This window comes from Klebsiella sp. GG_Kp175, assembly GCF_040062325.1.
Lineage (GTDB): Bacteria > Pseudomonadota > Gammaproteobacteria > Enterobacterales > Enterobacteriaceae > Klebsiella > Klebsiella quasipneumoniae.
Map to the genome: position 1 here is coordinate 36,222 of NZ_JBEAFX010000001.1, position 12,949 is coordinate 49,170.

At 56.0% G+C, this 12,949-nt stretch carries 15 protein-coding genes; 12 read left to right on the forward strand and 3 right to left on the reverse strand.

Annotation, left to right across the window (positions count from 1 at the left end; genetic code table 11):
- Window positions 1-67: 67 nt before the first annotated feature.
- Both degQ and zapG read right to left on the reverse strand, forming a co-directional pair.
- Window positions 68-1,435 (reverse strand): serine endoprotease DegQ, encoded by a 1,368-nt coding sequence (gene degQ, locus ABLU73_RS00175; RefSeq protein WP_264923564.1) that lies wholly within the window; start codon window positions 1,433-1,435, stop codon window positions 68-70.
- A gap of 174 nt (window positions 1,436-1,609) precedes the next feature.
- Window positions 1,610-2,008 carry a Z-ring associated protein ZapG gene (zapG, locus tag ABLU73_RS00180; protein ID WP_004206227.1) on the reverse strand — a complete coding sequence of 133 codons (399 nt, stop codon included), beginning with the start codon at window positions 2,006-2,008 and terminating at the stop codon, window positions 1,610-1,612.
- 190 nt (window positions 2,009-2,198) lie between these two features.
- On the opposite strand from zapG, the gene zapE reads away from it, so the two are divergent.
- The 12 genes from zapE to nanQ all read left to right on the forward strand — a co-directional run bounded on the left by zapE (window position 2,199) and on the right by nanQ (window position 11,457).
- Window positions 2,199-3,326: a cell division protein ZapE gene (zapE, locus tag ABLU73_RS00185; protein ID WP_004206226.1), complete on the forward strand. Its 1,128-nt coding sequence runs from the start codon at window positions 2,199-2,201 to the stop codon at window positions 3,324-3,326.
- A gap of 265 nt (window positions 3,327-3,591) precedes the next feature.
- Complete coding sequence (gene rplM / locus ABLU73_RS00190; RefSeq protein ID WP_002918559.1) at window positions 3,592-4,020, forward strand: 50S ribosomal protein L13; 429 nt, start codon at window positions 3,592-3,594, stop codon at window positions 4,018-4,020.
- A 15-nt stretch (window positions 4,021-4,035) separates the two neighbouring features.
- Window positions 4,036-4,428 (forward strand): 30S ribosomal protein S9, encoded by a 393-nt coding sequence (gene rpsI / locus ABLU73_RS00195; RefSeq protein ID WP_000829818.1) that lies wholly within the window; start codon window positions 4,036-4,038, stop codon window positions 4,426-4,428.
- 57 nt (window positions 4,429-4,485) lie between these two features.
- Complete coding sequence (locus ABLU73_RS00200; protein WP_136023330.1) at window positions 4,486-4,770, forward strand: hypothetical protein; 285 nt, start codon at window positions 4,486-4,488, stop codon at window positions 4,768-4,770.
- Window positions 4,740-5,378: a stringent starvation protein SspA gene (sspA, locus tag ABLU73_RS00205; protein ID WP_002918467.1), complete on the forward strand. Its 639-nt coding sequence runs from the start codon at window positions 4,740-4,742 to the stop codon at window positions 5,376-5,378. The genes ABLU73_RS00200 and sspA overlap by 31 nt, the downstream gene beginning before the upstream one ends.
- Window positions 5,379-5,381: 3 nt before the next feature.
- The gene (gene sspB, locus ABLU73_RS00210; protein WP_002918465.1) at window positions 5,382-5,876 is read left to right on the forward strand and encodes a ClpXP protease specificity-enhancing factor; all 495 of its coding nucleotides are present in this window, start codon (window positions 5,382-5,384) and stop codon (window positions 5,874-5,876) included.
- A gap of 93 nt (window positions 5,877-5,969) precedes the next feature.
- Window positions 5,970-6,749: a transcriptional regulator NanR gene (gene nanR, locus ABLU73_RS00215; RefSeq protein WP_004206225.1), complete on the forward strand. Its 780-nt coding sequence runs from the start codon at window positions 5,970-5,972 to the stop codon at window positions 6,747-6,749.
- A gap of 148 nt (window positions 6,750-6,897) precedes the next feature.
- A complete protein-coding gene (gene nanA / locus ABLU73_RS00220; protein WP_004206223.1) occupies window positions 6,898-7,791 on the forward strand; it encodes an N-acetylneuraminate lyase in 894 nt (297 codons plus the stop codon).
- Window positions 7,792-7,895: 104 nt separating this feature from the next.
- Entirely contained in the window at window positions 7,896-9,383 is a 1,488-nt protein-coding gene (locus ABLU73_RS00225) for an MFS transporter (protein ID WP_004206222.1), read from the forward strand.
- A gap of 49 nt (window positions 9,384-9,432) precedes the next feature.
- Window positions 9,433-10,122 (forward strand): N-acetylmannosamine-6-phosphate 2-epimerase, encoded by a 690-nt coding sequence (locus ABLU73_RS00230; RefSeq protein WP_004206221.1) that lies wholly within the window; start codon window positions 9,433-9,435, stop codon window positions 10,120-10,122.
- Window positions 10,119-11,003 carry an N-acetylmannosamine kinase gene (locus ABLU73_RS00235; RefSeq protein ID WP_004206220.1) on the forward strand — a complete coding sequence of 295 codons (885 nt, stop codon included), beginning with the start codon at window positions 10,119-10,121 and terminating at the stop codon, window positions 11,001-11,003. Before ABLU73_RS00230 ends, ABLU73_RS00235 begins: the two co-directional genes overlap by 4 nt.
- On the forward strand, window positions 10,990-11,457 hold the full coding sequence (gene nanQ / locus ABLU73_RS00240) for an N-acetylneuraminate anomerase (RefSeq protein ID WP_049093510.1): 468 nt from the start codon (window positions 10,990-10,992) through the stop codon (window positions 11,455-11,457). Before ABLU73_RS00235 ends, nanQ begins: the two co-directional genes overlap by 14 nt.
- A gap of 71 nt (window positions 11,458-11,528) precedes the next feature.
- Here the strand turns inward: nanQ and gltD are convergent, their stop codons facing one another.
- A complete protein-coding gene (gltD, locus tag ABLU73_RS00245) occupies window positions 11,529-12,947 on the reverse strand; it encodes a glutamate synthase subunit GltD (protein WP_004206218.1) in 1,419 nt (472 codons plus the stop codon).
- Between the last annotated feature and the right edge of the window lie 2 nt (window positions 12,948-12,949).

Sequence of the window (12,949 nt, forward strand, 5' to 3'; positions counted from 1 at the left end):
ATGGTCAGGCGCAGCATAGCATGAGTTGTCCGGACATCGCACATGGCGGCGATGTCCGGGGAGACAATCAGCGCAGCAGCAGATAGATGCTTTCGTTGCCGCGGATCACGTTCAGGGCGATGACCGGCGGTTTGCCTTCGAGCACTTTGCGTAGTTCGGCAATCGAATGAATACGCTCCCGGTTAAGGCCAATGATAATGTCATCCTTATGCAGGCCGACCTGGGCGGCGGCGCTGCCTTTATCGACATTATCGATCACCACCCCTTTGGTACCATCTTTCATCTGACCGTCGCTAAACGAGGCACCCTGCAGAGCCGGGATAATCAGCTCAGCGCTGGCGGTGGAGGAGGTGCTCTTATCCAACGTCACTTCGACATCGACCGGTTTTCCGTCGCGCAGCAGGCCCAGTTTGACTTTGGTCCCCGGCTCGGTAGTGGCAATGCGCGAGCGCAGCTCGGCAAAACTGTTCAGCGGTTTGCCGTTCAGGCTAACGATGACGTCGCCGGATTTGATCCCCGCTTTGGCGGAGCCGGAGTTTGGCAGCACTTCACTGACGAAGGCGCCGCGCTGAACGTTGAGGTTCATCGCCTTGGCGATATCGGCGCTCATTTCCATGCCTTTAATGCCCAGCAGGCCGCGCTTGATTTCGCCAAACTGAATGAGCTGGTCGGCGAGGGTTTTCGCCATGTTGCTCGGGATGGCGAAGCCGATGCCGATGCTGCCGCCGCCCGGCGCCAGGATCGCGGTGTTGATCCCGATAAGCTCGCCGTTGAGGTTCAACAGCGCGCCGCCGGAGTTGCCGCGGTTGATGGAGGCATCGGTCTGGATGAAATTCTCCAGCCCTTCAAGGTTCAGGCCGCTGCGGCCAAGGGCAGAGATAATGCCGGAGGTGGCGGTCTGGCCAAGGCCGAACGGGTTGCCGACGGCGACGGCGAAGTCGCCGACGCGCAGTTTATCGGAGTCAGCAATGGCGATTTGCGTCAGGTTTGACGGCTTAATCAGCTGCAGTAGCGCAATATCGCTCTGTTCATCGCTGCCGACCAGTTTGGCATCAAATTCACGGCCATCGTTCAGCTGGACGCTGATCTTCTGCGCCTGATTGATGACGTGATTATTGGTCAGCACGTAGCCTTTCGCTGCGTCGATGATGACGCCGGACCCGAGCCCTTCGAACGGCCGCGCCTGTTCTTGCGGGGCGTTATCGCCAAAATATTTCTTCAGCTCTTCCGGCATATTGAGCGTCGGCGAGGCAGTGCCTTCCACCTGCACGCTGACTACCGCCGGCAGGACCTTTTCCAGCATCGGCGCCAGGCTTGGTAACGCGCCCTGGCCGGGCACCTGAGTCGGTAAGGATGCTGCTGCCGGAGGCAGAACCGACAACGATAACCCAATGCTTAACGCTAACGCACTCAACAGCAAAGTCTGTTTCTTCATTAGATGCTGGCTCTCGTAACCTGAGGTGTATGGAAAAATGTCCTGAATAACCTGATGTTATTGAATTTTTGCGCAGGTAACAATGTGGGGACTGGTTTAAATTGTAGCCGGGAAGTGGGGGAAGGAGCGGGCGCGATGGGCGCGCCCGGAGAATATTTTAGCAGAGGCGATCGATTAATCGCGTTTTGCGCCACCGCGCAGTAAACCGGATGCGCCTTCGGAGTAGTCGCGCGGCATCTGGACCGGCGCCTGATCGTTGCTGGCTTCAGACTCTGCCAGGCGGTTGCGGAACGGGTTGGCGTCTGCCATGGAATCCGGCAGCAGGTTGTTAGAGCTTTTCGCCATATGCTGATACAGCTGACGGTAGTCGTGCGCCATGTTATCCAGCAGCTCGGCGCTGCGCGCAAAATGGCTGACCAGCTCTTCACGGTACTCTTCAAGCTCGGCTTTATTCTTTTCCAGTTCGAACTGCAGCGCCTGCTGCTGGCGCAGTTTGCGGTTGCCGAAACGCATGGCGACGGCACCAATGATGATACCGACGACTAACCCAATTAGCGCGTATTCCCAGGTCATGAACATCTCCCGTTGTATTGTGGTTCCGTAGGGTGGCTCTTAGGCTCTCCGCCTGCGCCCGATAGTGCCACTATAACCGCTAATTCCACAGAAGTGGAATCCTGGCGTATCATCGCGTAGTGTAGAACGGCCTTTTTTTCGTCAATCGTGAGCTTCGACATCACGGTTTTCAAGGAATAACAATTAGATCATGCAAAGCCTGTCTCCAACATCGCGTTACCTTTCAGCCCTGAAAGAGGGCAGCCATCAACCCGACGACGTCCAACAAGAAGCGGTGAGCCGCCTTGATACCATTTACCAGGAGCTGCAGACTCAGCCCGCGCCCGTCGCGTCAGGCGGCGGTTTGCGCGCGAAATTCGGCAAACTGCTGGGTAAGCGCGAACCAGCAGCCGAGGCGACGCCTGTCCGCGGCCTGTATATGTGGGGCGGCGTGGGGCGAGGGAAAACCTGGCTGATGGACCTGTTTTACCAGAGCCTGCCGGGCGAGCGTAAGCAGCGCCTGCATTTCCATCGCTTTATGCTGCGGGTGCATGAAGAGCTGACCACCCTGCAGGGCCATAGCGACCCGCTGGAGATTGTCGCCGACCGCTTTAAAGCGGAAACCGACGTGCTCTGTTTCGACGAGTTTTTTGTCTCCGATATTACTGACGCCATGCTGTTGGGCGGTCTGATGAAAGCCCTGTTCGCCCGCGGCATCACGCTGGTGGCGACTTCCAATATTCCGCCGGATGAGCTCTATCGCAATGGTCTGCAGCGCGCCCGTTTTCTGCCCGCTATCGACGCCATCAAGCAGCATTGCGATATTATGAACGTTGATGCCGGCATCGATTATCGCTTGCGTACCCTGACCCAAGCGCACCTGTGGTTGTCGCCGCTGAATAACGACACCCGCGAACAGATGGATAAACTGTGGCTGGCGCTGGCCGGCGCGCCGCGCGCTGCCGGGCCGACGCTGGAGATCAACCATCGCGAGCTGCCGACCCTCGGCGTGGAAAACCAGACGCTGGCGGCGTCGTTCGCCACGCTGTGCGTGGATGCCCGCAGCCAGCATGACTATATTGCGCTCTCCCGCCTGTTCCACACCGTGATGCTGTTCGACGTGCCGGTGATGACCGCGCAGCTGGAGAGCGAAGCCCGGCGCTTTATCGCCCTGGTGGATGAGTTCTATGAGCGCCACGTGAAGCTGGTGGTCAGCGCGGCGGTGCCGCTGTACGACATTTATCAGGGAGAGCGGCTGAAGTTTGAGTTCCAGCGCTGTCTGTCGCGCCTGCAGGAGATGCAGAGCGAAGAGTACCTCAAGCGCCCGCATATGCCCTGACAGGACACTTTTCCCGGCGAATTCAGGGCCGCAGGGCCGCCCCGGGAGCTGCCTGAAAAATCTCATAAAGGGGTCGATCTTTGACCCCGACTTCTCTATAATCTTGCGACCCCACGTTACGAGAAGGTTTTTTTCCCGAAACTTTCTATGTGCCGGCATAGGCTATTCGAAGGGGTAGGTTTGCTGGACAATGTCGTGTGAACCTCAACTGACTAAACGTTTGGGTGTTCACCAACGTGTAACTTATTATTTGGGTAAGCTTTTAATGAAAACTTTTACAGCTAAACCAGAAACCGTAAAACGCGACTGGTATGTTGTTGACGCGACCGGTAAAACTCTGGGCCGTCTGGCTACTGAACTGGCTCGTCGCCTGCGCGGTAAGCACAAAGCGGAATACACTCCGCACGTTGATACCGGTGATTACATCATCGTTCTGAACGCAGAAAAAGTTGCTGTTACCGGCAACAAGCGCGAAGACAAAATGTACTACCACCACACCGGCCACATCGGTGGTATCAAAGAAGCGACCTTTGAAGAGATGATTGCCCGCCGTCCTGAGCGTGTGATTGAAATCGCGGTTAAAGGCATGCTGCCAAAAGGCCCGCTGGGTCGTGCTATGTACCGTAAACTGAAAGTTTACGCGGGTAACGAGCACAACCACGCGGCACAGCAACCGCAAGTTCTTGACATCTAATCGGGATTATAGGCAATGGCTGAAAATCAATACTACGGCACTGGTCGCCGCAAAAGTTCCGCAGCTCGCGTTTTCATCAAACCGGGCAACGGCAAAATCGTTATCAACCAGCGTTCTCTGGAACAGTACTTCGGTCGTGAAACTGCCCGCATGGTAGTTCGTCAGCCGCTGGAACTGGTCGACATGGTTGAGAAACTGGATCTGTACATCACTGTTAAAGGTGGTGGTATCTCTGGTCAGGCTGGTGCGATCCGTCACGGTATCACCCGCGCTCTGATGGAGTACGACGAGTCCCTGCGTTCTGAACTGCGTAAAGCTGGCTTCGTCACTCGTGACGCTCGTCAGGTTGAACGTAAGAAAGTCGGTCTGCGTAAAGCACGTCGTCGTCCGCAGTTCTCCAAACGTTAATTGTTTTCTGCTCACGCAGAACAATTTGCGAAAAAACCCGCTTCGGCGGGTTTTTTTATGGATAAAACGACTGTTATCCACAAGCTTACCGCCGGTTCTCGCCACTTTTTCAGCATTTCCAGAATCCCCTCACCACAACGTCTTCAAAATCTGGTAAACTATCATCCAATTTTCTGCCCAAATGCTGGTGATTGTTCATTTTTTGTTTTATTCGTGAACGAAGGTGACATCGCGCTAATGGGGTTTTTACATCTGGCTGGCCATGAGTGGCTGGCAGCAGTACAAAATTCTGAATATACCTGGAGGTTTTCATGGCTGTCGCTGCCAACAAACGTTCGGTAATGACGCTGTTTTCTGGTCCTACTGACATCTATAGCCATCAGGTCCGCATTGTGCTGGCCGAGAAGGGTGTCAGTTTTGAGATAGAGCACGTGGAGAAGGACAACCCGCCTCAGGATCTGATTGACCTCAACCCGAATCAAAGCGTACCGACGCTGGTGGATCGTGAGCTCACTCTGTGGGAATCCCGCATCATTATGGAATACCTGGATGAGCGTTTCCCGCACCCGCCGTTAATGCCGGTTTATCCGGTGGCGCGTGGCGAAAGCCGTCTGTATATGCAACGTATCGAGAAGGACTGGTATTCGCTGATGAACACCATCCAGAGCGGTACCGCAGCGCAAGCTGATGCTGCGCGTAAGCAGCTGCGTGAAGAACTGCTGGCCATCGCGCCGGTCTTCACCCAGAAACCTTACTTCCTGAGCGATGAGTTCAGCCTGGTGGATTGCTACCTGGCGCCGCTGCTGTGGCGTTTGCCGGTTCTCGGTGTGGAGCTGGTTGGCGCAGGCGCGAAAGAGCTCAAAGGCTATATGACTCGCGTATTTGAGCGTGATTCCTTCCTCGCTTCTTTAACTGAAGCCGAGCGTGAAATGCGCCTCGGTCGGGGCTAAATAATGGATGTATCACAGCTGACGCCGCGTCGCCCGTATCTGCTGCGGGCGTTTTATGACTGGCTGCTGGATAACCAGCTGACGCCGCACCTGGTGGTGGATGTCACGCTGCCGGGCGTGCTCGTGCCGATGGAGTACGCGCGCGACGGGCAAATCGTTCTCAATATTGCTCCGCGTGCGGTAGGTAATCTTGAGCTGGCGAACGACGAAGTGCGCTTCAACGCGCGCTTTGGCGGCGTGCCGCGCAACGTGTCTGTCCCGCTGGCTGCGGTACTCGCCATCTATGCCCGTGAGAACGGCGCTGGCACGATGTTTGAACCGGAAGCGGCCTATGACGAAGACGTCAGCAGCCTCAACGATGATGACGTCGCGCCTGAGAGTGAAAGCGAAACGGTGATGTCGGTGATTGATGGCGATAAGCCGGACAATCACGACGACGATCCTGACGACACGCCGCCGCCGCGCGGTGGCCGCCCGGCGCTGCGCGTCGTGAAATAATCCTTACCAGGCCCTTCGGGGCCTGTTTTATGCTCTCTGCAAAATTCTTGTGTTAAGATGGAACAGCCGTCACATGCTGTCACAAATCACGCAATGGTCCCTATGAGCGCATTTGATCCACAAGCCGAAGATACCCCATCCTCCATTGGCAACAGCCTTGGCCGCCGTCCTCTGGCGCGCAAAAAACTGTCTGAAATGGTGGAAGAAGAGCTGGAGCAGATGATCCGGCGCCGGGAGTTTGCGGAGGGTGAACAGCTGCCGTCCGAACGTGAGCTGATGACCTTTTTTAACGTCGGACGTCCTTCGGTTCGTGAAGCGCTGGCGGCGCTGAAGCGTAAGGGACTGGTGCAGATCAGCAACGGCGAACGCGCTCGCGTTTCCCGGCCTTCAGCGGACACCATCATTGGCGAGCTTTCCGGCATGGCGAAAGACTTTTTGTCTCACCCTGGCGGTATCGCGCATTTTGAACAGCTGCGTCTGTTTTTTGAGTCCAGTCTGGTTCGCTATGCCGCAGAACACGCCAGCAATGAGCAGTTGGAAAAGCTGACGCAAGCGCTAAAGATCAACAGTCAATCGCTGGATGACAATGCGCTGTTTATCCGCTCTGACGTTGAATTTCACCGCGTGCTTGCGGAAATCCCCGGTAATCCAATCTTTATGGCTATCCATGTGGCCCTGCTGGACTGGCTAATCGCCGCCCGGCCAACGGTGCCCGAGCGCGAACTGCACGAACATAACAGCGTCAGCTATCAACAGCATATCGCTATTGTTGATGCTATTCGTCGTCGCGATCCTGACGAAGCCGATCGCGCCCTCCAGACCCACCTCAATAGCGTATCCGCCACCTGGCACGCCTTAGGTCAGAAAGCCTGATCTCATAGTTTACCCTCACGATCCTGAGGATCGTTTAGTGAAGTAGATCGCATTATAAGCGTTCTCTATTACTCTGCTGCTTATTTGATCTGGTATAACAGGTATAAAGGTACATAGTTAATCATCAAAAATTCACAAAGAGGTAGATATGGCGGTCAATTTACGTGGGGTTATGGCGGCGTTGCTTACGCCGTTCGATGGGCAGCAAAAACTGGATAAAGAGAGCCTGCGTCGACTGGTGCGATTTAATCTGCGTCAGGGTGTTGATGGACTCTATGTTGGAGGATCTACCGGTGAAGCCTTTGTCCAGAGCGGCACAGAGCGTCAGGAAGTGCTGGAGATCGTAGCGGAAGAGGCGAAAGGCAAAATGACTCTTATCGCCCATGTCGGCTGCGTGAGTACCCTCGAAAGCCAGCAACTGGCAAGGGCTGCGGTAGGTTATGGCTACGATGCTGTCTCCGCCGTCACGCCGTTCTATTATCCGTTTAGTTTCGAAGAACACTGCGCGCATTATCAGGCCATTATTGAGTCGGCTGATGGCTTGCCGATGGTGGTGTACAACATCCCGGCGCTAAGCGGCGTGAAGCTGACCCTCGATCAAATCAATACCCTGGTGACGCTGCCTGGCGTCGGTGCGCTAAAGCAGACTTCAGGCGATCTATTCCAGATGGAACAGATCCGACGGGCTCATCCGGATCTGGTGTTGTACAACGGTTACGATGAGATATTTGCCTCAGGCCTGTTGGCAGGAGCTGATGGCGGTATTGGGAGTACTTACAACATCATGGGCTGGCGTTACCAGGGAATGGTCGCGGCGCTGAAAGTGGGTGATGTTGCCAAAGCACAGCAGCTGCAATGTGAGTGCAACAAGGTAATCGACCTGTTGATTAAAACCGGCGTATTCCGTGGTTTGAAAACCGTATTGCACTATATGGATGTGGTCTCTGTGCCGCTGTGCCGTAAGCCGTTTGCACCGGTAGACGAAAAATTCTTGCCGGAGCTGAAAGCGCTGGCGCAGCAGCTAATGCAGGAACACGGCTGATCGGTAGCCGGGTGGCGACAGTGCTTTCCGGCCTGCGGTTGCTCTTTCCTGGCCGGGCAAGCGAAGCCCCCTGGCGCGACAACAAACATCGTCGGGAGAGTAAAATGAGTACACTGCCCCAGAACATCCCGTGGTACCGCCATCTTAGCCGTCCCCAGTGGCGGGCTTTTTCCGCCGCCTGGCTCGGGTATTTGCTTGATGGTTTTGATTTTGTATTAATCGCCCTGGTGCTCACCGAAGTGCAGGGGGATTTTGGCCTGACGACCGTTCAGGCTGCAAGTCTCATCTCAGCGGCTTTCATTTCTCGCTGGTTTGGCGGTCTGATGCTTGGCGCGATGGGCGATCGCTATGGTCGACGCCTGGCGATGGTGACCAGCATTATTCTGTTCTCTCTCGGTACTCTGGCCTGCGGTTTTGCGCCGGGTTACACAACAATGTTTATCGCGCGTCTGGTTATCGGTATGGGAATGGCTGGAGAGTACGGCTCCAGCGCCACTTACGTTATCGAAAGCTGGCCGAGGCATCTACGCAATAAGGCCAGCGGTTTTCTGATTTCCGGGTTTTCCGTTGGCGCAGTTATCGCCGCACAGGTTTATAGCCTGGTGGTACCCGTCTGGGGCTGGCGCGCGCTTTTTTTCATCGGCATTGTTCCCATCGTATTTGCCCTCTGGCTGCGGAAAAATATTCCGGAAGCCGAAGACTGGAAAGAGAATCATGAAGGCAAAGAACCGGTACAGACTATGGTCGATCTGCTTTATCGCGGCAAGCATCGGGTGATTAACATCCTGATGACCATCGTGGCGGCGACTGCCCTATGGTTCTGTTTTGCCGGTGGCTTGCAAAATGCAGGTATCGTTCTGCTGCTGGGCGTAATGTGCGCGGTGATATTTATCAGCTTTATGGTGCAGAGCAGCGGTAAACGCTGGCCTACGGGCGTGATGCTGATGGTGGTGGTACTTTTCGCCTTCCTTTATTCATGGCCAATTCAGGCGCTGCTGCCGACTTATCTGAAAACCGAGCTGGCCTATGACCCGACGACGGTGGCAAAGATTTTGTTTTTCAGCGGGTTTGGCGCGGCGGTTGGCTGCTGTGTGGGCGGATTTCTCGGGGACTGGCTGGGCACCCGCAAGGCCTATGTTTACAGCCTGCTGGCTTCACAGTTGTTGATTATTCCGGTCTTTGCAATTGGCGGCACAAACATCTGGGTTCTTGGCCTGCTTCTGTTTTTCCAGCAGATGTTAGGGCAGGGGATCTCCGGGATCTTGCCAAAACTGATTGGCGGCTATTTCGATACCGATCAGCGGGCGGCTGGACTTGGTTTTACCTACAACGTGGGGGCGCTGGGAGGCGCGATTGCGCCGGTGCTGGGTGCCTTAATTGCCCAGCGTTTGGATTTGGGTACCGCGTTGGGATCGCTCTCTTTTGGTCTGACCTTCGTTGTAATCCTGCTGATTGGGCTGGATATGCCGTCCCGCGTACAGCGCTGGATTCGGCCGGAAGCGATACGAACTCATGATGCGATCGATGGTAAACCTCTAATCGGAGCGGTGCCTTTTGGTGGTAACAAAAGCGGCTTAGTTAAGACCAGATAACAACAGCCCGGCTGCGGTGCCGGGTATTCATATTTATCAGGGAGCGAGTATGTCTTTGCTTAAAGAATTGGATTTACGCATTAGCGCTAACGGCGGTCTTATTGTTTCCTGTCAACCGGTACCCGGCAGCCCATTGGATAAGCCGGAGATCGTTGCCGCGATGGCGCTGGCGGCGGAGCAGGCCGGGGCGGTCGCGTTGCGCATTGAAGGCGTAGAGAATCTGCGCGCGGTACGCGCGCAGGTAAAGGTGCCGATTATCGGCATTATTAAACGCGATCTGGATGATTCGCCGGTAAGGATCACGCCCTATCTGGAAGATATCGATGCATTGATGCAGGCTGGCGCCGATATTATCGCCGTTGATGGCACAGAGCGAGCGCGCCCTGTTCCAGTGGCAACGCTACTGGCGCGTATCCACCAGCATAAGCTAGTGGCGATGGCCGACTGCTCCTCTCTTGAGGATGGCCTGGCCTGTCAGGCTCTTGGCGCGGAAATCATCGGCACTACGCTGTCGGGCTATACCATGGCGTATACCCCGGATGAACCAGATCTGGAGCTGGTGAAAGCGCTGGCGGAGGCCGGCTGCAGGGTGAATGCGGAAGGGCGCTACAACACACCGGCTCAGGCAGCGGAAGCCATACGCCACGGTGCGTGGGCGGTGACCGTTGGTTCTGCGATTACCCGCCTGGAACATATTTGCCAGTGGTATAACACGGCGTTAAAAGAGACGAAGTCATGACGACGCTGGCGATAGATATTGGCGGTACGAAGCTTGCTGCGGCGCTGGTAACGGATGACCTGCTGCTCTGCGATCGTCGCGAGCTACCCACTCCTGCCAGCAAAACAGCGGATGCTCTGAACACGGCGCTGGAGGCGCTTGTCAGGCCTCTGTGCATGCGGGCAAAGCGCGTCGCGATAGCCTCGACCGGGATTATTCGTGAAGGAAACCTGATTGCAATTAATCCACAGAATCTTGGCGGACTCATGCACTTCCCGCTGGTAAAAACGTTACGAGAAATAACCGGTCTGCCAACGCTGGCGATAAATGATGCTCAGGCGGCAGCCTGGGCGGAATACCAGGCGATGGCTGATAAGGTCAGCGATATGGCGTTTATTACCGTTTCTACCGGGGTTGGCGGCGGCGTGGTGAGCAACGGTACTTTACTTACCGGGGCCGGAGGCCTGGCCGGACACCTGGGGCACTCGTTAGCCGATCCTGACGGACCGCTTTGCGGCTGCGGTCGCGTCGGCTGCGTAGAGGCTATTGCTTCCGGACGGGGAATCGCCGCGGCGGCAACTGACGATCTCTGCGGACTGGATGCGAAATCTATTTTTACTTTTGCGGCGCAAGGCCACCCGCAGGCGCGTTTACTCATTCAGCACTCGGCACAAACTTTGGCGCGGATGATTGCCGATCTTAAAGCGTTGACCGATTGCCAGTGCGTGGTCGTTGGCGGCAGTATTGGCCTGGCGGATGGGTACTTACCGTTGGTGAGGGACTATCTGGCGCAAGAACCGGCTATTTACCAGGTTCCATTATGCGCAGCACACTATCGCCATGATGCTGGCCTGCTGGGAGCGGCGCTATGGGGCAAGGAGAGAAGCCATGATAATCGGTGATGTAAACAATCCATTGTTGGCTGGCGTGTCGTCGGGGCTACAAAAGGCGATATCCCTCGCCCTGGATCATGATTTATCGAGTCTTTCTCCCGGAAGCGTTGAACTTCAAGGGGATAATGTCTTTATGAATGTGATGCAGTTTATGACGGAGTTACCGGCAGATAAAAAGGCTGAACTACATACGAAGTTTATCGATATCCAGATATTACTGGCGGGCGAAGAGCAGATTTTTTTCGGCGTAGCCGGCTCCGCAATGCAGTGCGAGGAGATGCACGTTGAGGAGGATTATCAGCTGTGCAACGCGATTGATGGCGAACAGTCGGTCATTCTGACGCCAGGTATGTTCGCGATCTTTATGCCGGGTGAACCGCATAAGCCAGGATGCGTAATAACCGAGCCCGCAGAGATAAAAAAAGTGGTGATTAAAGTCAGCGCAAATTTGTTAAGCGCATAAATAAGCCCGATGGGATTAACCATCGGGCCTGAGTCCCATACCCGGATAAAACCGCTATCCGGGTATTCGCATTACACTTCCAGGTAATTCAGGATCCCGTCCGCCGCTTTACGTCCTTCGGCAATCGCGGTGACTACCAGGTCGGAACCGCGCACGATATCGCCACCGGCGAAGATTTTCGGGTTGCTGGTCTGGAAGGCGTTCTCGCTGCCTTCCGGGGCAATGATGCGGCCCTGGGAGTCCAGCTCGACGCTGTGCTTCGCCAGCCACTCCATGCTGTGGGGACGGAAGCCAAACGCCATGACGACGGCGTCTGCCGGCACCACGTGCTCAGAGCCGGGAACGATCTCCGCGCGACGGCGGCCTTTTGCATCCGGCTGGCCCATCTCGGTGCGCGCCATCTTCACGCCGCACACTTTGCCGTTGGCATTCACTTCCACACCCAGCGGCTGGACGTTGAACTGGAACTCCACGCCTTCTTCACGCGCGTTTTTCACTTCGCGTTTTGAACCCGGCATGTTCTCTTCGTCACGACGATAGGCGCAGATCACGTGAGCCGCATTCTGACGGACGGAGGTGCGTACGCAGTCCATCGCGGTGTCGCCACCGCCGAGAACCACCACGCGTTTGCCTTCCATGCTGACGTAGGGCTCATCGGCGGTTTCGCCAAAGCCCATGATCTGCTTGGTATTGGCGATCAGGAACGGCAGCGCGTCGTAGACGCCCTGGGCGTCTTCGTTGTCCAGCCCGCCGCGCATTGACTGATAGGTGCCAACGCCGAGGAACACCGCATCGTACTCTTTCAGCAGGTCGTCAAGCTGCACGTCACGGCCCACTTCGGTATTGAGTTTGAACTCAATGCCCATGCCGGTGAAGATCTCCCGGCGGCGGGTCATCACCTCTTTTTCCAGCTTGAACGCCGGGATACCGAAGGTCAGCAGGCCGCCGATTTCCGGATGGCGGTCAAACACCACCGCCTTGACGCCGTTACGGGTCAGGACGTCGGCACAGGCGAGGCCCGCCGGGCCAGCGCCGATGATAGCGACGGTTTTACCGGTCGGTTTCACGCCGGAGAGATCCGGACGCCAGCCCATCTCGAATGCTTTATCGTTGATATAGCGTTCGATGTTGCCGATGGTCACCGCGCCGAACTCATCGTTCAGCGTACAGGAGCCTTCACACAGGCGGTCCTGCGGGCAAACGCGCCCGCAGACTTCCGGCAGGGTGTTGGTCTGGTGCGACAGCTCAGCCGCCTCAAAAATACGTCCCTCGTTGGCCAGCTTCAGCCAGTTCGGGATGTAGTTATGCACCGGGCACTTCCATTCGCAGTACGGGTTGCCGCAGGACAGGCAGCGATCTGCCTGCGCCTTGGCCTGGCCTTCTGAAAACGGCTCGTAAATTTCCACAAATTCAATTTTACGGATCTTCAGCGGTTTCTTTGGCGGATCAACGCGCTGCAGGTCGATAAATTGATAAACGTTCTGACTCATCT